The 19,579-nt window shown below is 67.5% G+C and carries 19 protein-coding genes; 13 read left to right on the forward strand and 6 right to left on the reverse strand.

Translation table 11 applies throughout. The features are described from left to right. Window positions 1-130: 130 nt before the first annotated feature. The 6 genes from CLV54_RS04160 to CLV54_RS04185 all read left to right on the forward strand — a co-directional run bounded on the left by CLV54_RS04160 (window position 131) and on the right by CLV54_RS04185 (window position 4,632). Window positions 131-757 carry a superoxide dismutase gene (locus CLV54_RS04160; RefSeq protein ID WP_100343722.1) on the forward strand — a complete coding sequence of 209 codons (627 nt, stop codon included), beginning with the start codon at window positions 131-133 and terminating at the stop codon, window positions 755-757. A gap of 89 nt (window positions 758-846) precedes the next feature. Beyond that, window positions 847-1,854: a type I glyceraldehyde-3-phosphate dehydrogenase gene (gap, locus tag CLV54_RS04165; protein ID WP_100343723.1), complete on the forward strand. Its 1,008-nt coding sequence runs from the start codon at window positions 847-849 to the stop codon at window positions 1,852-1,854. Between the two features lie 15 nt (window positions 1,855-1,869). Then, window positions 1,870-3,084, forward strand: a complete 1,215-nt coding sequence (locus CLV54_RS04170) for a phosphoglycerate kinase (RefSeq protein ID WP_100343724.1) — start codon at window positions 1,870-1,872, stop codon at window positions 3,082-3,084. After that, window positions 3,075-3,863, forward strand: a complete 789-nt coding sequence (tpiA, locus tag CLV54_RS04175) for a triose-phosphate isomerase (protein WP_100343725.1) — start codon at window positions 3,075-3,077, stop codon at window positions 3,861-3,863. Before CLV54_RS04170 ends, tpiA begins: the two co-directional genes overlap by 10 nt. 69 nt (window positions 3,864-3,932) lie before the next feature. Beyond that, window positions 3,933-4,184, forward strand: a complete 252-nt coding sequence (gene secG, locus CLV54_RS04180) for a preprotein translocase subunit SecG (protein WP_100343726.1) — start codon at window positions 3,933-3,935, stop codon at window positions 4,182-4,184. 79 nt (window positions 4,185-4,263) lie between these two features. Then, on the forward strand, window positions 4,264-4,632 hold the full coding sequence (locus CLV54_RS04185) for an RNA polymerase-binding protein RbpA (protein WP_100343727.1): 369 nt from the start codon (window positions 4,264-4,266) through the stop codon (window positions 4,630-4,632). 104 nt (window positions 4,633-4,736) lie between these two features. On the opposite strand, the gene pgl is transcribed toward CLV54_RS04185, so the two are convergent. The 6 genes from pgl to tkt are packed head-to-tail and all read right to left on the reverse strand — an operon-like array spanning window position 4,737 to window position 12,877. Further along, window positions 4,737-5,507 (reverse strand): 6-phosphogluconolactonase, encoded by a 771-nt coding sequence (gene pgl / locus CLV54_RS04190; protein ID WP_100343728.1) that lies wholly within the window; start codon window positions 5,505-5,507, stop codon window positions 4,737-4,739. Between the two features lie 14 nt (window positions 5,508-5,521). Next, complete coding sequence (locus CLV54_RS04195; RefSeq protein WP_100343729.1) at window positions 5,522-6,469, reverse strand: glucose-6-phosphate dehydrogenase assembly protein OpcA; 948 nt, start codon at window positions 6,467-6,469, stop codon at window positions 5,522-5,524. Further along, the gene (gene zwf, locus CLV54_RS04200) at window positions 6,466-8,007 is read right to left on the reverse strand and encodes a glucose-6-phosphate dehydrogenase (RefSeq protein WP_100343730.1); all 1,542 of its coding nucleotides are present in this window, start codon (window positions 8,005-8,007) and stop codon (window positions 6,466-6,468) included. The genes CLV54_RS04195 and zwf overlap by 4 nt, the downstream gene beginning before the upstream one ends. Window positions 8,008-8,035: 28 nt before the next feature. Continuing rightward, complete coding sequence (locus CLV54_RS04205) at window positions 8,036-9,646, reverse strand: hypothetical protein (RefSeq protein WP_100343731.1); 1,611 nt, start codon at window positions 9,644-9,646, stop codon at window positions 8,036-8,038. Further along, window positions 9,643-10,758 carry a transaldolase gene (tal, locus tag CLV54_RS04210; protein ID WP_100343732.1) on the reverse strand — a complete coding sequence of 372 codons (1,116 nt, stop codon included), beginning with the start codon at window positions 10,756-10,758 and terminating at the stop codon, window positions 9,643-9,645. The genes CLV54_RS04205 and tal overlap by 4 nt, the downstream gene beginning before the upstream one ends. A gap of 25 nt (window positions 10,759-10,783) precedes the next feature. Then, window positions 10,784-12,877, reverse strand: a complete 2,094-nt coding sequence (gene tkt / locus CLV54_RS04215; protein WP_100343733.1) for a transketolase — start codon at window positions 12,875-12,877, stop codon at window positions 10,784-10,786. Window positions 12,878-13,164: 287 nt separating this feature from the next. Between tkt and CLV54_RS04220 the strand changes: the two genes are divergently transcribed. The 7 genes from CLV54_RS04220 (at window position 13,165) to CLV54_RS04250 (ending at window position 19,535) form a co-directional block, all read left to right on the forward strand. Then, entirely contained in the window at window positions 13,165-14,085 is a 921-nt protein-coding gene (locus tag CLV54_RS04220; RefSeq protein ID WP_100343734.1) for a heme o synthase, read from the forward strand. 40 nt (window positions 14,086-14,125) lie between these two features. Further along, a complete protein-coding gene (locus CLV54_RS04225; RefSeq protein ID WP_211294445.1) occupies window positions 14,126-15,085 on the forward strand; it encodes a COX15/CtaA family protein in 960 nt (319 codons plus the stop codon). 251 nt (window positions 15,086-15,336) lie between these two features. Beyond that, window positions 15,337-16,755 carry a Fe-S cluster assembly protein SufB gene (sufB, locus tag CLV54_RS04230; RefSeq protein ID WP_100343736.1) on the forward strand — a complete coding sequence of 473 codons (1,419 nt, stop codon included), beginning with the start codon at window positions 15,337-15,339 and terminating at the stop codon, window positions 16,753-16,755. 52 nt (window positions 16,756-16,807) lie between these two features. Then, the gene (gene sufD, locus CLV54_RS04235; protein ID WP_100343737.1) at window positions 16,808-18,037 is read left to right on the forward strand and encodes a Fe-S cluster assembly protein SufD; all 1,230 of its coding nucleotides are present in this window, start codon (window positions 16,808-16,810) and stop codon (window positions 18,035-18,037) included. Then, on the forward strand, window positions 18,034-18,369 hold the full coding sequence (locus tag CLV54_RS04240; RefSeq protein WP_425430258.1) for a non-heme iron oxygenase ferredoxin subunit: 336 nt from the start codon (window positions 18,034-18,036) through the stop codon (window positions 18,367-18,369). Before sufD ends, CLV54_RS04240 begins: the two co-directional genes overlap by 4 nt. 67 nt (window positions 18,370-18,436) lie before the next feature. Further along, window positions 18,437-19,201, forward strand: coding sequence for a Fe-S cluster assembly ATPase SufC (sufC, locus tag CLV54_RS04245; RefSeq protein WP_100343738.1), 765 nt, complete (start codon window positions 18,437-18,439; stop codon window positions 19,199-19,201). 4 nt (window positions 19,202-19,205) lie between these two features. After that, window positions 19,206-19,535 carry a metal-sulfur cluster assembly factor gene (locus CLV54_RS04250; protein WP_100343739.1) on the forward strand — a complete coding sequence of 110 codons (330 nt, stop codon included), beginning with the start codon at window positions 19,206-19,208 and terminating at the stop codon, window positions 19,533-19,535. Window positions 19,536-19,579: the final 44 nt, after the last annotated feature.

A 19,579-nucleotide genomic window follows, 5' to 3' on the forward strand; every position in this document is an offset into this window, starting at 1 on the left:
GCATCCAGCGATGAGCTGAGTGGTTGCGGGAAGTATTTCCGGAGCTGATGGTTGTCCTAACTAGACTGAGAAAGTCACTCACCGAGGAGCCCGCCGACGCGCGCTCCCGATCTGAACGAGGAGATATTCCATGGCTGACTACACACTTCCTGAGCTGTCCTACGACTACTCGGCACTCGAGCCGAGCATCAGCGGGCAGATCATGGAACTCCACCACAGCAAGCACCACCAGGCGTACGTGACGGGCGCGAACACCGCTCTCGCGCAGCTGGCGGAGGCGCGCGACAAGGGCGATCTGACGTACGTCAACAAGCTGGAGAAAGACCTGGCGTTCAACCTCGGTGGCCACGTGAACCACTCGATCTTCTGGACGAACCTCTCGCCGGACGGCGGCGACAAGCCCACGGGCGAGCTCGAGTCGGCGATCGCCGACAACTTCGGATCCTTCGACAAGTTCCAGGCCCACTTCACCGCCGCCGCGCTCGGCGTGCAGGGCTCCGGATGGGCGGCGCTCGTCTGGGACTCGATCGGCCAGAAGCTCATCATCCAGCAGTTCTTCGACCAGCAGAGCAACTTCGCGGCGGGCACGGTTCCCGTGCTTCTCCTCGACGTCTGGGAGCACGCCTACTACCTCGACTACAAGAACGTGCGCGCCGACTACGTCAAGGCGTTCTGGAACATCGCGAATTGGGCGAATGTGCAGGAGCGCTTCACGACAGCGCGTGAGAAGACCTCCGGCCTGCTGATACTGTCGTAGCGTTACGGGTGCCTGCACCCGCGTCGACAGCGACGACTCCACACACCACCCAACCGCGCCTTCGGGCGCCCCAGTAACAGGAGCTCTCCGTGTCCGTAAAGATCGGCATCAATGGATTCGGCCGTATCGGCCGTAACTACTTCCGCGCAGCTTTGGCGAAGGGCAGCGACCTCGAGATCGTCGCCGTCAACGACCTGACCGACAACAAGGCTCTCGCCCACCTGCTGAAGTACGACTCCATCACCGGTCGCCTGGACGCGAAGGTCGAGCTCGACGGCGACAACATCGTCGTGAACGGCAAGCCCATCAAGGTGCTCGCAGAGCGCGACCCCGCCAACCTGCCCTGGGGCGACCTGGGCGTGGACATCGTCATCGAGTCGACCGGTCGGTTCACCGACTCCGCGTCGGCCCGCAAGCACATCGAAGCCGGCGCCAAGAAGGTCATCGTCTCGGCGCCGGCCAGCGGTGCGGATGTCGCGACCCTCGTGCTCGGCGTCAACGAGGGCACGTACGACCCCGCCACGCACGACATCATCTCCAACGCCTCCTGCACGACGAACTGCCTCGCGCCGCTCGCGAAGGTGTTCCTCGACAACTTCGGCATCGAGCGCGGCCTGATGACCACGGTCCACGCCTACACGGCCGACCAGAATCTGCAGGACGGCCCGCACGGCGACCTGCGCCGCGCCCGTGCCGCCGCGATCAACATCATCCCGACGTCGACGGGTGCCGCCAAGGCGCTCGGCCTCGTCATCCCCGAGCTCGTCGGCAAGCTCGACGGCTACGCGCTGCGGGTTCCGGTCCCCACCGGCTCGATCACCGACCTCACTGTCGAGTCGAGCACCCCGGTCACCGTCGAGCAGGTCAACGCCGCGTACAAGGCCGCTGCCGAGGGCCCCCTCAAGGGCATCCTCAGCTACACGGAAGACCCGATCGTCTCGAGCGACATCGTCTCCGACCCGCACTCCTCGATCTTCGACGCCGGCCTCACGAAGGTCATCGGCTCGCAGGTCAAGGTAGCGTCGTGGTACGACAACGAGTGGGGCTACTCCAACCGCCTCGTCGACATCACCGAGTACGTGGCCGAGCGCCTCTAACCCGGACGAAGAACCGTGTCGCTTCGCACTCTCGAGTCCCTCGGCTCGCTTGCGGGCAAGAACGTCATCGTCCGATGTGATCTCAACGTGCCGTTGAAAGACGGCTCGATCACCGACGACGGTCGCGTCCGCGCCTCGCTGCCGACCCTCAACACGCTCATCAACGAGGGCGCGCGCGTCGTCATCGTGTCGCACCTCGGCCGGCCCGATGGCACACCCGACGCCAAGTACAGCCTCGCCCCGGTCGCCCAGCGGCTGAGCGAGCTGCTCGGCAAGCCCGTGACCTTCGCCCACGACACGGTCGGCGGCGCCGCGCGCGACGCCGTCGAGGGGCTGGAGGACGGCGACGTCGCCCTTCTCGAGAACCTGCGTTTCAACGCGGGGGAGACGAGCAAAGACGAGGCGGAGCGCACCGAGTTCGCGGCGAAGCTCGCCGCGTTCGGCGATGCCTTCGTCTCGGACGGCTTCGGCGTCGTGCACCGCAAGCAGGCGAGCGTCTATGAGCTGGCGAAGGCGCTCCCGAGCGCGGCCGGCGCCCTCATCACGACCGAGCTCGACGTGCTCGACCGTCTGACGGAGAGCCCGGAGCGTCCCTACACGGTCGTGCTCGGCGGGTCGAAGGTCTCCGACAAGCTCGGCGTCATCGGCCACCTGCTGCCTCGGGTGAACTCGCTGCTCATCGGCGGCGGAATGGTCTTCACCTTCCTCGCGGCCCTCGGCTACAAGGTCGGCTCGAGCCTGCTCGAGACCGATCAGATCGAGACCGTCAAGGGCTACCTCGGCCAGGCCGAGGAGCTCGGGGTCTCGATCGTGCTGCCGAGCGACATCGTCGTGGCGGCGGCGTTCGGAGCCGACGCCGAGCATCTCGTGCGCCCGGCGACCGAGATCGAGGAGACGCCGTTCGGCGCATCCGGTCTCGGCCTCGACATCGGGCCCGAGTCATCCGCTCGTTTCGCCGAGATCATCGCCGCCTCGCGCACGGTGTTCTGGAACGGCCCCATGGGCGTCTTCGAGCTCGCCCCCTTCGCGGCCGGCACGAAGGCGATCGCCCAGGCGCTCACCGAGGTCGACGGCCTGAGCGTCGTCGGCGGGGGAGACTCCGCGGCGGCCGTTCGGGCCCTGCACTTCACCGACGATCAGTTCGGTCACATCTCGACGGGAGGCGGTGCGAGCCTCGAATTCCTCGAGGGCAAGCGTCTCCCCGGACTGGAGGTCCTCGGATGGCAGTAAAACGCACGGCGCTCATCGCCGGCAACTGGAAGATGAACCTGGATCACCTCCAGTCGATCGCCTTCGTGCAGAAGCTCGCCTGGAGCCTGGGCGATGCCAAGCACGACTTCACGACGGTGGATGTCGCGGTGTTCCCGCCGTTCACCGATCTGCGCTCCGTGCAGACGCTCATCTCGGCCGACAAGCTCTTGCTCACTTTCGGGGCCCAAGACCTCTCAGAGCACGACTCAGGGGCCTACACGGGTGAGATCTCGGGTGCCTTCCTCTCGCAGCTCGAGTGCCGGTACGTCATCATCGGGCACTCCGAGCGCCGCACCCTGCACGGCGAGACCGACGAGGTCGTCGCCGCGAAGGTGGCCGCGGCCCTGCGTCACGGTCTGACGCCCGTCATCTGCGTCGGCGAGACCGCCGACGACCTCGAGACGCACGGACCGAGCGCCGTGCCCGTGGCCCAGCTGCGTGCTGCGCTCGAGACCGTGACGTCGGCTGCCGACATCGTCGTGGCCTACGAGCCGGTCTGGGCGATCGGCTCCGGCCAGGCGGCCACCCCGCAGCAGGCCGAGCAGGTCGCGGCCGCACTGCGCGCCGTGCTCACCGAGACGCTCGGCGACGACGTCGCGGCGAAGACCCGCATCCTCTACGGAGGATCGGTCAAGTCGGGCAACATCGCCGGTTTTATGCGCGAGCCGAACATCGACGGCGCTCTCGTCGGCGGCGCGAGCCTCGACGTCGCCGAGTTCTCGAGCATTGCGCGTTTCGAGAAGCACGTCGGCTTGTAACCGCCCGGTATACTTGTCGATGGTCTGAAAAGGATGCACCGGCATCCCGCATTCTTCGAAAGGTGACTCGTGGAGATTCTCCAGGTCGTACTCCAGGTCTTGCTCGGTATCACGAGCCTGCTCCTGACTCTCCTGATCCTGCTGCACAAAGGTCGCGGCGGCGGTCTCTCCGACATGTTCGGCGGGGGAGTGACCTCCAACCTCGGCGCCTCGGGCGTCGCAGAGAGGAACCTCAACCGCATCACGGTCATCCTGGGCCTGCTCTGGATCACGTGCATCGTGGTTCTCGGACTCATCACGAAGTTCGACACCGGCGCGTAGTCGGAGCGCACGCTCAGCACGTCACGTAACACCCAGAACGTCCTCGCAGACGTCACACGCAGCAACGAGAGGGTTGGCAATGGCAGCAGGAGGCAGCGCCATCAGGGGCTCCCGAGTAGGGGCCGGGCCCATGGGCGAACAAGACCGCGGGTACCACGCGGATCGCATCAAGATCTCGTACTGGGACGCGCTCGGCAACGAGACCGTCCGCTACTTCGCGGCGAACCTGCCCGAGGAGGAGATCCCCGAGATCATCGACTGCCCGTCGTCGGGGCTTCCGGCCGGGCGCGACAAGGAGAATCCTCCCGAGGTCGCCAAGCTCGAGCCGTACAAGACGCACCTCGCCTACGTGAAGGAGCGTCGCACCGAGGAAGAGGCGGCGACACTCCTCGAGGAGGCGCTGCAGCAGCTGCGCGCCCGTCGTGGCACGTTGAGCGCACAGAACTGAGCAGGTCTTATATCAACGCAGCCTTATATCAACGCAGAAGGCCCCGCCGGACAACCGGCGGGGCCTTCTGCGTTGTACAGGTTCTTGTACGAGCGGGCTGCGTTCTAGTAGCTCGGCGCGATGAGCGACTCGGGAACCTCCGCGGCCGCCTCCTGGTCGACGAAGAACACCGTGCGCTTGCGGCCCTTGGCTCCGGCCGCGGGGACGTCGGTGTAGCTTGCACCGGCCAGAGCGAGTCCGAGCGCCGAGGCCTTGTCGGCGCCGGCCAGCACGAGCCAGATGCGCTCCGAGGAGTTGATCGCCGGTCGGGTGAGGCTGAGGCGCTCGGGCGGAGGCTTGGGCGAGTTGCGCACCGGGATCGTCGTCGTCTCCGTCACCCGGATGCCCGGCTGGTCGGGGAAGAGCGAGGCGATGTGCCCGTCCGGGCCGACGCCCAGGAAGGTGATGTCGAAGCGGGGGAGCGAGGCCCCGTCTTCTGCGTGCTCGGCGAGCTCCTCGGCATAGGCGAGGGCCGCCGTGTCGAGGTCGAGGCCGGAGTCGGAGGTCGCGAAGGGATGCACGTTCTCGCCGGGCACGGCGATGTGATCGAGCAGGGCGTCAGCCGCCTGCCTGTCGTTGCGCTCGGCGTCGCCCTCGGGCAGCCATCGGTCGTCGCCCCACCAGAAGTGCACCCGAGACCAGTCCACCGTGTCGCGAGCGGACGAGGAGTTGATCGCGGCGAGAACCGCGATCCCCACGCTGCCGCCGGTCAACACGATGTGAGCCTCTGCGCTCTCCTCGAGGATGTCGACCGTCTTGGTGAGGAATCGCGCCGCCACCGATCCGGAGAGCGCATTCTTGTCGGAGTGCACAAGCACCCTGCGTTCGTTCGTCACGCTCGCGTGCCGTCCTATCTGTCGCTTGCCGTGAGCTGATCCAGCCCGCGGGTGATGACCTCACCGTAGAGGTCGTCCGGGTCCAGTCTACGTAGCTCCTCCGCGAGGCAGTCGCGCAGGTTGCGGCGCGGCAGCGACAGATCGTGGGTCGGCTGGTTCGGCTGCTCGAGCGTCGCGACGTTCGGGATGGGCCGTTCGAGCTTGATGAGGCCCGAGGCGCGCTTGAGCTGAACACCGTGGATGCCGCTCGATCCCGTCGAGTGGTTCGTCAGGTCGTACTGAACCGGAACTTCCAGCTGAAGCTGCAGCCAGGCGGCGAGCAGCGTCGTCGACGGCGAGTCGACTGCTCCCGACACCTCGACGGCCTCGACCGTCTCGTAGGGCGGCTGGTCGAGCACGGCGGCGAGCTGGGCCCGCCACAGGGTCAGCCGGGTCCAGGCGAAGTCGGTGTCGCCGGGGGCGTAGGTGGCGGCGAGGTGCCGCAAGGCCTCCTGGGGATTCGGCTGGGCCGAGGCATCCGTGATCCTGCGCTGGGCGATACGGCCGAGCGGGGAGGTCGCGGGCACCGCGGGGGCCACACCCGGCCACCAGGCGACGACGGGCGCGTCGGAGAGGAGCAGGCCCGTGACGAGCCCCTCCTCGTCGCTCGCCGCGTCGCCGTAGGCCTTGAGCACGATGACCTCGCTCGCGCCGGCGTCGCCGCCGACCCGGATCTGGGCGTCGACTCTCGCCTCCTCGGTCGCGGCCTCGCCGTTCGGGCGGGTGGAGACCACGATCACGCGCATGGGGTGCTCGCGCGAGGCCTCGTTGGCGGCCTCGATGGCCTCCTCCTCGGCGCCGAGCGATGTCGAGATGACGAGAGTCAGAACACGTCCGAGGGCGACAGCGCCGCCCTCCTCGCGGATCTTGACGAGGGCTTTGGAGATCTTGCTGACAGTGGTGTCGGGCAGATCGACGATCATGGACGCCTCCAGGTTCTACCGTCGCGGGCGAGCAGGGCATCAGCCGAGCTCGGCCCCCAGGTTCCCGGGCGGTACTGCTCGGGCTGCCCCTGGGTCGTCCAGAAGGCTTCGATGGGATCGAGGATCTTCCACGAGAGCTCGACCTCTTCGTGGCGGGGGAACAGGGGCGGGTCGCCGAGCAGCACGTCGAGGATGAGCCGCTCGTAGGCCTCGGGGCTCGCCTCGGTGAAGGCGTGGCCGTAGCCGAAGTCCATGGTCACATCGCGCACCTGCATGCTCGTTCCGGGCACCTTGGAGCCGAAGCGGATGGTGACGCCCTCGTCGGGCTGGACGCGGATGACGAGAGCGTTCTGACCGAGTGTCGACGTCTGGCTCTCGGCGAAGAGGTACTGCGGCGCACGCTTGAACACCACGGCGATCTCGGTGACCCGTCGGCCGAGCCGTTTGCCGGCGCGCAGGTAGAACGGCACGCCCGCCCACCGACGGGTGCCGATGTCGAGGCGCATGGCCGCGTACGTCTCCGTCGTGGACTGCGGGTTCATGCCGTCTTCGTCGAGGAAGCCGACGACGCGTTCGCCGCCCTGCCATCCACCCGAGTACTGGCCGCGTGCGGTGGCAGCACCCAGGTCTTTCGGAAGACGCACGGCGGCGAGCACCTTCTCCTTCTCGGCACGCAGGTCTGCCGCGTTGAAGGAGATGGGCTCCTCCATGGCGGTCAGGGCCAGCAGCTGCAGGAGGTGGTTCTGGATGACGTCGCGCGCGGCGCCGATGCCGTCGTAGTAGCCCGCGCGGCCTCCGACACCGATGTCCTCGGCCATCGTGATCTGCACGTGGTCGACGTAGTTGGCGTTCCAGATGGGCTCGTAGAGCTGGTTGGCGAAGCGCAGCGCGAGGATGTTCTGCACCGTCTCCTTGCCCAGGTAGTGATCGATGCGGAACACGGAGTCGGGAGGGAAGACCGACTCGACGACGTTGTTGAGCTCACGCGCCGTCGTGAGGTCGCTGCCGAAGGGCTTCTCGATGACGACCCTGCGCCAGTGGCCCTCCTTCTGCTCGGCGAGCCCGGAGCGGCGCAGCTGCTCGGTGACGAGCGGGAACGCCTTCGGCGGGATCGAGAGGTAGAAGGCGTGGTTGCCCATGGTGCCGCGGTCGCGGTCGAGCTCGTCGATCGTGTCCTTGAGGCGTTCGAACGCCGCGTCGTCGTCGAACTCGCCCTGCACGAAGCGGATGCCCTGTGCGAGCTGCTGCCAGACCTCGTCGCGGAACTCGGTGCGCGCGTACTGCTTGACCGCGTCGTAGACGACCTTCTCGAAGTCCTGGTCCTCCCAGTCCCGTCGGGCGAAACCGACGAGGGCGAAGCCCGGGGGCAGGAGCCCCCGGTTCGCCAGATCGTAGACCGCGGGCATGAGCTTCTTGCGGGACAGATCGCCGGTCACCCCGAAGATCACGAGGCTGCTGGGCCCTGCGATCCGGTTGAGGCGACGGTCCGTGGGCAACCTCAGCGGGTTGAACTCCGAGGTGATTTCCACCGGTGGCATACGACTCCTTGGTTCTCGAGACGGCCGGTCAGTTGAGGGCCGTGAACAGCGCCACGAGGTCGGCCTCGGGGTCGGTGAGCGTCAGCGTGAGCACGGGGCGGCCGTGCTCGGCGAGAACGCTCGCGTCTCCGGCGGCCTGGGCCTGGATGAGCTGCCCGAAGGTGAACGGCCGGCCCGGGATCTCGAGGTCGTCGGGCGCGGTCTCGGTGATCTGCAGGAAGACGCCGTCGGCGGGGCCGCCCTTGTGGTACTGGCCGGTCGAGTGCAGGAAGCGCGGGCCCCAGCCGAAGGTGACGGGACGCCCGGCCTTGGCGGCGAGCAGATCGCGCACCCCCGAGAGCTGCGGCAGCGCGAGACGGTTCACGTAGGCCTGGATGGCCACGTAGCCGTCTTCGCCGAGCTGGCCGAGCAGCGCGTGCACGGCGCCGTCGAGAGTCGTGGCGCCGGCGAGGAAGTCGCCCTGCTCACGGACCTCGACGCCCTCGGCGGTGAACGCCGCGGGCGTGGGCTCCGGGCGGTTGTCGAGCAGCGCACGGGTCGCGACCTTGGCCGACTCGACGTCGGGCTGGTCGAAGGGGTTGATGCCGAGCAGGCGCCCGGCGACGACGACGGCGTACTCCCAGACGAGGATCTGCTGACCGAGCGTTCCGCTGATCAGGATCTCGCCGTGATGACGGTCGTGGGAGAAGAGGTGGTGGGCCTCGGCGTTCTCGACGAGGCGCACGATCTGAAGGTCGGGCAGCTCCTCGGAGAGCTCGGGTGCGAGCGTGTCGAGCACGACGGGCAGGATGCCGGTGCCCTGCTTGCCCGTCGACTCGGCGATGAGCTGCTCGGCCCAGTCGGCGAAGCCCACGATGTGGGTTCCGTCGGAGACGATCCCGAGCTTGTCGCGCCGCGGGGCGGTCGCCGCGATGGCGGCGCCGAGGATGAGCCCCGGGTTGACCGGGTTGTCGATCGCGAGCTCGAGGGTGATCGCCTCGGCCTCGTCGAGCAGCTCTCCGATGTTGGCGCCGGCCAGGCCCGAGGGCACGAGGCCGAAGGCGGTGAGCGCCGAGTAGCGGCCGCCGACGTTGGGATCGGCGTTGAACACACGGTAGCCCGCTTCGCGAGCGGAGACGTCGAGGGGCGAGCCCGGGTCGGTGACGACGACGATCCGCTCGCGCGGGTCGATGCCGGCATCCGTGAAGGCCTTCTCGTAGGTGCGTCGCTGGCTGTCGGTCTCGGCGGTGGAGCCCGACTTCGACGAGACCACGAGCACGCTCGTCTCGAGGCGGTCGCCCAATGCGGAGAGCACCTGGCCGGGCGCGGTCGAGTCGAGCACCGTGAGCTCGACGCCCGCGGTCTGCGTGATGACCTCGGGGGCGAGCGACGAGCCGCCCATGCCCGCGAGCACGAAGTGGTTCACGCCCGTCGCGAGGAGCTCGGCGCGCAGCGCCTCGACCTCGGCGACGAGCGGACGGGAGATGGAGACGGCCTGCACCCAGCCGAGGCGCTTGGAGGCCTCGGACTCGGCGTCGGGGCCCCACAGGGTGGGGTTGCCGTCGGTGATGCCCGAGGCGACGAGCTCGGAGACGAGCTCGGGGACGACGCGCTTGACGGCCTCCTCCGGAGCGCCCGTCACAGTGATCTTGAAGCTCATTTCGCACCCTTCAGAGCGGTGTCGACGGTGCCGAGGAGCTCGTTCCAGGAGACGATGAACTTCTCCACGCCCTCGTTCTCGAGCAGGAGCGTCACGTCGTCGTAGGAGACGCCCTGTGCGGCGACGGCGTCGAGCACGGCGTTCGCGTCGTCGTAGGCACCCGTGATGGTGTCGCCCGTGATCACACCGTGGTCGAAGGTCGCCTCGAGGGTCTTCTCCGGCATGGTGTTGACGATCTCGGGGGCCACGAGCTCGGTGACGTAGAGGGTGTCGGGCAGGCTCGGGTCTTTGACGCCCGTCGACGCCCAGAGCGGGCGCTGCTTGTTGGCGCCGTCGGCCAGGAGCAGCTTCGCTCGCTCGCTCTCGAACGACTCGGTGAACACCTGGTAGGCGAGGCGCGCGTTGGCGACGCCGGCCTTGCCCTTGAGCGCGAGGGCCTCGTCGGTTCCGACGGCCTCGAGGCGCTTGTCGATCTCGGTGTCGACGCGCGACACGAAGAAGGAGGCGACCGAGTGGATCGTCGAGAGGTCGAGGCCGGCGGCCTTGGCCTTCTCGAGACCGGTCAGGTAGGCGTTGATGACGCCGCGGTAACGCTCGAGGCTGAAGATGAGCGTGACGTTGACGCTGATCCCCGCGCCGATGGTCTCGGCGATCGCCTCGAGGCCCTCGACCGTCGCCGGGATCTTGATGAGGACGTTCTCTTTCGCGACCTTGTCGTGCAGCTGCTTGGCCTGGGCGATCGTTCCCGCGGCATCGTGGGCGAGACCGGGCTCGACCTCGATCGACACGCGGCCGTCGAAGCCGTTCGAGGCGTCGTAGACCGGGCGGAAGATGTCGCTCGCGTTCGCGACATCCTGCGTCGTGATCTCGAAGACGGCCTCGTTCGCGTCTTTGCCCGCGGCGGCGAGCTCGCGCACCTGCGCGTCGTAGGCCTCGCCCTTGGCGAGTGCGGCGGCGAAGATCGAGGGGTTCGTCGTCACGCCGACCACGTCGCGGTCGTCGATGAGCTTCTGCAGGCCGCCCGACTCGATGCGCGAGCGGGAGAGGTCGTCGAGCCAGATGCTCACGCCGGCGGCGGAGAGCTGGGCGGTGGGGCTTGTTGTCTCGGTCATTTCTCTTCTATCTCCTTTGCCGGGCCTACAGAGAGGCCAGCGAATCCTTGGCTGCGGCGACTGCTGCTTCGGTGGTGATCCCGAACTCGCGGAACAGGGTCTTGTAGTCGGCCGATGCGCCGAAGTGCTCGATCGACACGCTGCGGCCGTGGTCGCCCACGTAGCTCCTCCAGGTCAACGCCAAGCCGGCCTCGATCGATACCCGCGCCTTGATCGCTGTGGGCAGAACCGACTCCCGGTACTCCTCGCTCTGCTCGGCGAACCACTCGAGGCTCGGCGCCGAGACGACGCGTGCGTTGACGCCCTCGCCCTTGAGCACCTCGCGGGCCTCCACGGCGATCTGCAGCTCGGAGCCCGTGGCGATGAGGATCACGTCGGGGGTTCCGCTCGGAGCCTCGGCGAGCACGTACGCGCCCTTCGAGACGTTCTTCGCCGAGGCGAAGACCTCGCCGGATGCCTCGCCCTCACCGCGCTCGAACACCGGGATGTTCTGGCGGGTCAGGGCGATGCCTGCCGGGCCCTCGCGGCGTTCGAGCATCGTCTTCCAGGCCCAGCCGACCTCGTTCGCGTCGCCGGGGCGCACGACGGCGAGCCCGGGGATCGCGCGCAGGGTGCTGAGCTGCTCGATCGGCTGGTGCGTCGGGCCGTCTTCGCCGAGCGCGACGGAGTCGTGCGTCCAGACGAAGATCGACGGCACCTTCATGAGCGCGGCGAGACGCACCGCCGGGCGCATGTAGTCGCTGAAGATGAGGAAGGTGCCGCCGAAGGGGCGGGTCTTGCCGTGCAGCACGATGCCGTTGAGGATCGCGGCCATCGCGTGCTCGCGGATGCCGAAGTGCAGCACACGGCCGTAGGGGTTGCCCGACCACTCGTGCGTCGAGTGCTCGGTGGGCACGAACGACGCCGCGCCCTCGATCGTCGTGTTGTTCGACTCGGCGAGATCGGCCGATCCGCCCCAGAGCTCGGGGATGACGGGGCCGAGGGCCGCGAGCACCTTGCCGGAGGCCGCGCGGGTCGAGACGTCTGTGCCGGCCTCGAAGACGGGGAGGGCCTCGTCGACGCCTTCGGGGAGCGCGCCGGACTCGATGCGGTCGAAGAGCGCCTTGCGCTCGGGGTTGGCCGCGGCCCAGGCGTCGAAGGCGACGTTCCACTCCGCGTGCTCCGCCTGACCGCGCTCGACGGCCTTGCGGGTGTGCTCGATGACCTCGTCTGCGACCTGGAAGGTCTGCGCGGGGTCGAAGCCGAGCACCTCTTTGACGGCGGCGAGCTCGTCGGCGCCGAGGGCCGATCCGTGGATCTTGCCCGTGTTCTGCTTCTTCGGGCTCGGCCAGCCGATGATCGTCTTGAGGATGATGAGCGAGGGCTTGTCGGTCACGGCCTTGGCGGCCTCGATCGCGGCGTAGAGCTCCTCGACGTCTTCCGTGTAGACACCCGTCTTCTTCCAGTCGACGACCTGCACGTGCCAGTGGTAGGCCTCGTAGCGGGCGCGCACGTCTTCGGTGAAGGCGATGTTGGTGTCGTCTTCGATCGAGATCTGGTTGCTGTCGTAGAAGGCGATGAGGTTGCCGAGCTGCTGGTGGCCGGCGAGCGACGAGGCCTCGCTCGTGACGCCCTCCTCCATGTCGCCGTCGCCGGCGATCACGTAGACGAAGTGGTCGAAGGGGCTCGTCCCGGCATCGGCGTCGGGATCGAAGAGACCGCGCTCGAAGCGGGAGGCGTAGGCGAATCCGACGGCCGAGGCCAGACCCTGGCCGAGCGGTCCTGTCGTGATCTCGACGCCCTTGGTGTGGCCGTACTCGGGGTGGCCCGGTGTGAGCGAGCCCCAGGTGCGCAGCGCCTTGAGGTCGTCGAGCTCGAGGCCGTAGCCGCCGAAGTAGAGCTGCACGTACTGCGTGAGCGAGCTGTGGCCGACGGAGAGGATGAAGCGGTCGCGACCGATCCAGTCCATGTCCGAGGGGTCGCGGCGCATGACCTTCTGGAAGAGCAGGTAGGCGGCGGGGGCGAGGCTCATCGCCGTGCCCGGGTGCCCGTTTCCGACCTTTTCGACGGCATCTGCCGCGAGGACGCGAGCCGTGTCTACTGCTTTGCTGTCAATGGGATCCCATTGGAGAGCTGCCACTGGAAATTGACCCTTCTGATCACACGGAGGCAGATTCGTAACAACCGATATCGCCCCCTATCGAGGTGTAGCGCGCCGTGGTCGTCATCGGCTCCGTCAAGACGCACAAGAACCCCGGGCGGGGAATTCGGCTTGTATGCCTCGACAGCTGGCGGGCACCACAATTATAGGTACCGCACAGCGGACGCCGCTCTTGTGCTGACATGAAATGTGGGCAAACGCGGCCGGGGATGGCGCGGTTTCCGATGTTCTAGAATCAAGGGACATCCCCGGTCGTTAGAGGAGTAATGGACGTAGCCGTAGACAGCCGTGTCGAGACCGACAAGATCGGCCTGGCGCGAAAGATCAAGGCGTACATCGCCCTCACGAAGCCGCGGGTCATGGAGCTGCTGCTCGTGACCACGATCCCCGTCATGATCCTCGCGCAGGGCGGCATCCCCGACGTCTGGCTCGTGATCGCGACGGTCGTCGGCGGCGCGATGAGCGCGGGCTCGGCCGCGGCGTTCAACTGCTACATCGACCGCGACATCGACCGCGTCATGAAGCGCACGCAGAGCCGGCCGCTCGTGACGGGCGAGCTGAGCGACCGCGAGGCCCTCGTCTTCGCGTGGACCCTCGGCGTCGTCTCGACCGTCTGGCTGCTGGTGACCACCAACTGGCTCGCTGCGACGCTCTCGCTCGGCGCGATCCTCTTCTACGTCTTCGTCTACACGCTCTGGCTCAAGCGCCGCACATCGCAGAACATCATCTGGGGCGGCATCGCGGGCTGCTTCCCGGTGCTCATCGGCTGGGCGGCGGTCACGGAGTCGCTGAGCTGGGCTCCCGTCATCCTCTTCGGCGTCGTCTTCCTCTGGACCCCGCCGCACTACTGGCCGCTCTCGATGAAGTACCGCGAGGACTACCGCTCGGTCGGCGTGCCGATGCTCGCGGTCGTGCGCGGCCGTGCCGTCGTGGGGCTCCAGGTCATCCTCTACGCGTGGGCGACGGTCGCGTGCTCGCTCCTGCTCGTCCCGGTCGTGCCCATGGGCCTGCTCTACACGGTCGTCGCGGTGGGCAGCGGCGGCTGGTTCATCTACGAGACGCACCGCCTCTACAACCGGGCGATCCGCCACGAGAAGGTCTCGCCCATGCGCGTCTTCCACGGCTCGATCAGCTATCTGACCCTGCTGTTCCTCGCGATCGCGATCGATCCGCTCCTTCCGTTCTGATCATCCCGTTCTCCCGAGAGAACACCCCCGAGAGGACATCGTGCGCACCCCGTTCGCCTACCTGGCCGACCGCTACACCCTGAGCCCGCGCACCCTGCGCTGGGCCACGAGCGCGGCGCTCGTCGCGAGCATCCTCATCGTGCTCGGCGGCGGGATCGTGCGCGTGACCGGCTCGGGCCTCGGCTGCCCGACCTGGCCGGCCTGCGACACGAGCTCGCTGACCCCCACGCCCGAGCTCGGCATCCACGGCGTCATCGAGTTCACCAACCGGGCGCTCACCGGCCTGCTCTGCATCGCCGTCGGCTGGGCGATCATCGCGGCCCGCCTGCAGAAGCCGCAGAACCGCAGCCTCACCCGCCTCGCCTGGTCGCAGTTCTGGCTCGTCGTCGCGAACGCGCTCATCGGCGGCGTCACGGTGCTGCTCGAGCTCAACCCCTACGTGGTCGCCTTCCACTTCGTCGCGGCGATCGCCCTGCTCACGACCTCCGCGCTGACCTGGCACCGCGCCCATCGCGGTCAGTCGCCGGATGCCGCGCTCCCGCGTTCCGCGCGGGCGCTCAGCGTCGCGCTCGTCGCCGTGACCCTCGTGCTCATCCTCGTGGGCACGCTCGTGACGGGCTCGGGACCGCACTCGGGCGACTCCGCCGACGTGCCGAGGATGGCCTTCGACTGGGCGGGCGTCACGGTCGTGCACGGGGTGCTCGGCACCGCCACGCTCGTGCTCGCCGTCATCCTGCTGGTGGTCCTGCGGCGCACGCCGGGAGCCGAGCTCGCCCGCCAGCGCACCGTGACCTTCGTCGTCGTCGTGATCCTGCAGGCCGGGATCGGGCTCGTGCAGTCGCTCATCGGGCTGCCCGAGGTGCTCGTGGCGCTGCACCTGCTCGGCGCGGCGCTCGTCTGGGTCGGCGTTCTGCGAGTGCTCCTCGACGTGAACCCCCAGCTCTTCGCCGAGGCCGACGGTCGCGGGGCGAAAACCGCCCAGCCGAATTTAGTGGGCTAATTCTCTGCTTGGGCGGGTGATTCACCTGTAGAATTCATAGTTGGTTCAAGGTGCGCGTACGCAACGCGTACAGCCGCTCTTATCGATGAGACGGCCGGGGCAACGAGGCCCGTGTCCTTGAGCATCGCAGGTACATGCAACAGCCACCCGCACAAATCCGCCGCCCCAGGGTCCACGAGAGTGGTGCCCGGCGAGGGAATGACTCGGCAACGCGACACGTTGCCGGTTAAGGGTAGGAAAACGAGGTAGATATGTCAGACATCCTGATTGACCGCCCCGAACTCGAAAGCCTTGGGCAGTACGAGTTCGGCTGGGCAGACTCCGACGCGGCGGGAGCGACCGCGAAACGCGGATTGTCGCCCCAGGTCGTTGCCGACATCTCGAAACTCAAGAACGAACCCGAATGGATGCTGCAGCGGCGCCTCAAGGCCCTGCAGATCTTCGATCGCAAGCCCATGCCGACATGGGGCGCCGACCTCTCCGAGATCGACTTCGACAACATCAAGTACTTCGTTCGCTCTACGGAGAAGCAGGCCCAGACCTGGGAAGACCTGCCCGACGACATCAAGAACACCTACGAGAAGCTCGGCATCCCCGAGGCGGAGCGCCAGCGCCTCGTCTCCGGCGTGGCCGCGCAGTACGAGTCCGAGGTGGTCTATCACAAGATCAACGAGGAGCTCGAGGCGCAGGGCGTCATCTTCCTCGACACCGACACGGCGCTGCGCGAGTACCCCGAGGTCTTCGAGGAGTACTTCGGCAGCGTCATCCCCTCCGGCGACAACAAGTTCGCGGCCCTCAACACCTCGGTGTGGTCGGGCGGCTCCTTCGTCTACGTGCCGAAGGGCGTGCACGTCGAGATCCCGCTGCAGGCCTACTTCCGCATCAACACCGAGAACATGGGCCAGTTCGAGCGCACGCTCATCATCGCCGACGAGGGCAGCTACGTGCACTACATCGAGGGCTGCACGGCCCCGATCTACAAGTCGGACTCGCTGCACTCCGCGGTCGTCGAGATCGTCGTGAAGAAGAACGCCCGCGTTCGCTACACGACCATCCAGAACTGGTCGAACAACGTGTACAACCTCGTGACCAAGCGGGCGACCGCGGCCGAGGGCGCGACGATGGAGTGGATCGACGGCAACATCGGCTCCAAGGTCACCATGAAGTACCCGTCGATCTTCCTCATGGGAGAGCACGCCAAGGGCGAGACGCTCTCGGTCGCCTTCGCCGGCCCCGGCCAGCACCAGGACGCCGGGGCGAAGATGATCCACATGGCCCCGTACACGCAGTCGTCGATCGTCTCGAAGTCGATCGCACGCGGCGGTGGCCGAGCCGGCTACCGCGGCGAGGTGAGAGTGGATGCCGCGGCACACCACTCCGCGAACACCGTGCGCTGCGACGCCCTCCTGGTCGACACGATCTCGCGCTCCGACACCTACCCGGCGATCGACATCCGCGTCGACGACGTGCAGCTCGGCCACGAGGCGACCGTCTCGCGGGTGAGCGAGGAGCAGCTCTTCTACCTCATGTCCCGCGGTCTGCCCGAGGACGAGGCCATGGCCATGATCGTGCGCGGCTTCATCGAGCCGATCGCCCGTGAGCTCCCCATGGAGTACGCACTCGAGCTCAACAAGCTCATCGAGATGGGCATGGAAGGCTCCGTCGGATGACTTCCCCCCTCACCTCGAAAGCCTCCGCCCGTCGAAAGGAAATGTCGGCTCGATGACGACAGCTGTCTCACCTGCCATGCCCACGAGCGAGCAGCACGGGCTGAAAGCACACAGCGACGGCGCCTGGAGCGCCGTGCCCGTGCAGACCCGTTCCGAGCGCTTCGCCTCCGTCGAGGTGTCCGACTTCCCGGCCGTCACCGGCCGGGAGGCGGTCTGGAAGTACACCCCCGTCGCGAAGCTCGCCGACCTCATCTCCGGTGAGCTCGACGGCTCCGCCTACGAGTACACCGCCACGGAGCACCCCGATCTCACGGTCGCGTGGGTCGCCCGCGACGACGCCCGCATCGGCGGCGCCGGGGTTCCCGAGGAGCGTGCGTCCGCGAACGCGTGGACGTCGTTCGACTCGGCCCTCGCGATCACGATCCGCGGCGAGGAGCAGAAGGAGCTCACGGTCAGCCGTTCGAGCCTCGGCTCCGGCGCACGCGCCGCGCACACGGTCGTCACGGCCGAGCCCTTCTCGAACGCCGTGCTCATCCTCGAGAGCTCGGGCGGCGCCCGGCTCAGCGAGAACCTCGAGATCATCGTGGGCGAGGGCGCGCAGCTCACCGTCGTCTCGGTGCAGCAATGGGACGACGACGCCGTGCACCTCGCGAGCCACTTCGCCCGGATCGCCCGCGACGCCAAGCTCAAACACGTCGTCGTCACTCTCGGTGGCGGTATCGTGCGGGTCAACCCCTCGACGCATCTCGCCGAGCAGGGGGCGGACGTCGAGGCCCTCGGCCTCTACTTCGCCGATGCCGGCCAGCACTTCGAGCAGCAGGTCTACGTCGACCACGACGCCCCCAACACCCGCAGCCGCGTGACCTACAAGGGCGCGCTGCAGGGCGAGGGCGCGCGCACGGTCTGGATCGGCGACGTGCTCATCCGCCAGAGCGCGCCGGGAACCGACAGCTACGAGCAGAACCGCAACCTCGTGCTGAGCGAGGGCACGCGCGCCGACTCGGTGCCGAACCTCGAGATCGAGACGGGCGACATCCTGGGCGCCGGCCACGCAAGCGCGACCGGTCGTTTCGACGACGAGCAGCTCTTCTACCTGCAGTCGCGCGGCATCCGCGAAGACGAGGCCCGCCGCCTCGTCGTGCGCGGCTTCCTCGTCGAGGTCGTGCAGCAGATCCCCTCCGAGCAGTTGCGCGAGCGCCTGCTCGAGGCGCTCGAGGCGGAGCTCGCGCAGGCGCCTCTGCTCGCGGCATCCCAGCGTGCTCAGCCGGAAGCCGCGGTGTGAGCGACGTGACGACCCGAGTTGCCGCACTGTCGGAGCTTCCCGTGAACCAGGCCGTGCGCGTCGTCATCGACGACGTGCCGATCGCCGTCGTGAGGGATGCCTCGGACACGGTTCACGCGATCGGCGACGTCTGCACCCACGGTGACATCTCGCTCTCCGAGGGTTTCGTCGAAGACGACACCCTCGAGTGCTGGGCTCACGGCTCGCGCTTCCAGCTGACGACGGGCAAGCCGCTGAGCCTGCCCGCCTACGAACCCGTTCCCGTCTACAAGGTGGACGTGGTCGACGGCGACGTGTTCATCGACCCCACCGTGCTGATCGAACAGCAGTGACCATCGCGGTCTGACGCCGCACACGACACACGCGGCATCCACGCCACGATAGAAAGAGATAAGAATCATGTCCGTTCTTGAGATCAAGGACCTTCAGGTCAGCGTCGAGACCGAGCAGGGCACCAAGCAGATCCTGCGCGGCGTCGACCTCAGCATCGCCACGGACGAGATCCACGCCATCATGGGCCCCAACGGCTCCGGCAAGTCGACTCTCGCCTACACGATCGCCGGCCACCCGAAGTATCACGTCGACGGCGGATCGATCCTGCTCGACGGCCGCGAGGTGCTCGAGATGACGGTCGACGAGCGGGCTCGCGCGGGGCTCTTCCTCGCCATGCAGTACCCGGTCGAGATCCCCGGCGTGACCAACACGAACTTCCTGCGCACGGCGAAGACGGCCATCGACGGCGAGGCTCCTGCTATCCGCAGCTGGGTCAAAGAGGTGCGCGAGTCGATGACGAACCTCAAGATGGACAGCTCTTTCGCCGAGCGCAACGTCAACGAGGGCTTCTCGGGCGGCGAGAAGAAGCGCAACGAGATCCTCCAGCTCGAGCTGCTCAAGCCGGCGTTCGCCGTTCTCGACGAGACCGACTCGGGCCTCGATGTCGACGCGCTCAAGATCGTCTCCGAGGGTGTCAACCGCGCGAAGGCCAACACGAAGCTCGGCGTGCTGCTCATCACCCACTACACGCGCATCCTGCGGTACATCAAACCGGACTTCGTGCACGTCTTCGTCAACGGCCGTGTGGCCGAGGAGGGCGGCCCCGAGCTCGCCGAACGCCTCGAAGACGAGGGTTACGATCGCTATTTGGCCGGCACGGTCGTAAAATAACAAGATGGTAACAACCCTGAGCCCCCAGAAATTCGATGAGGTCGAGGAAGCCCTCAAAGATGTCATGGATCCCGAGCTGGGTGTCAACGTCGTCGACCTGGGCCTGATCTACGATCTCGCCTGGGATGACGACAACAGCGCCCTCATCATCCACATGACTCTCACATCCGCGGGATGCCCGCTGACCGACGTGCTCGAAGAGCAGACCGCGGAGGCCCTCGACGGCGTCGTGGACGCGTTCCGCATCAACTGGGTGTGGATGCCGCCGTGGGGTCCCGAGCGGATCACGGATGACGGGCGCGACATGATGCGCGCGCTCGGCTTCGCGATCTGATCGTCTCCCGGAGGCCCTGAGCACCTTCGAGAACATCGTCCGGC

Source organism: Compostimonas suwonensis, from assembly GCF_002797855.1.
GTDB lineage: Bacteria > Actinomycetota > Actinomycetes > Actinomycetales > Microbacteriaceae > Compostimonas > Compostimonas suwonensis.

Excerpts from the sequence above, each read along its gene's own strand:
- CLV54_RS04160 (WP_100343722.1), top strand. The coding sequence starts at position 131 with ATGGCTGACTACACACTTCCTGAGCTGTCCTACGACTACTCGGCACTC.
- tpiA (WP_100343725.1), top strand. The coding sequence starts at position 3,075 with ATGGCAGTAAAACGCACGGCGCTCATCGCCGGCAACTGGAAGATGAAC.
- CLV54_RS04185 (WP_100343727.1), top strand. The coding sequence starts at position 4,264 with ATGGCAGCAGGAGGCAGCGCCATCAGGGGCTCCCGAGTAGGGGCCGGG.
- CLV54_RS04195 (WP_100343729.1), bottom strand. The coding sequence starts at position 6,469 with ATGATCGTCGATCTGCCCGACACCACTGTCAGCAAGATCTCCAAAGCC.
- zwf (WP_100343730.1), bottom strand. The coding sequence starts at position 8,007 with ATGCCACCGGTGGAAATCACCTCGGAGTTCAACCCGCTGAGGTTGCCC.
- CLV54_RS04205 (WP_100343731.1), bottom strand. The coding sequence starts at position 9,646 with ATGAGCTTCAAGATCACTGTGACGGGCGCTCCGGAGGAGGCCGTCAAG.
- tal (WP_100343732.1), bottom strand. The coding sequence starts at position 10,758 with ATGACCGAGACAACAAGCCCCACCGCCCAGCTCTCCGCCGCCGGCGTG.
- CLV54_RS04220 (WP_100343734.1), top strand. The coding sequence starts at position 13,165 with ATGGACGTAGCCGTAGACAGCCGTGTCGAGACCGACAAGATCGGCCTG.
- sufB (WP_100343736.1), top strand. The coding sequence starts at position 15,337 with ATGTCAGACATCCTGATTGACCGCCCCGAACTCGAAAGCCTTGGGCAG.
- sufD (WP_100343737.1), top strand. The coding sequence starts at position 16,808 with ATGACGACAGCTGTCTCACCTGCCATGCCCACGAGCGAGCAGCACGGG.
- sufC (WP_100343738.1), top strand. The coding sequence starts at position 18,437 with ATGTCCGTTCTTGAGATCAAGGACCTTCAGGTCAGCGTCGAGACCGAG.
- CLV54_RS04250 (WP_100343739.1), top strand. The coding sequence starts at position 19,206 with ATGGTAACAACCCTGAGCCCCCAGAAATTCGATGAGGTCGAGGAAGCC.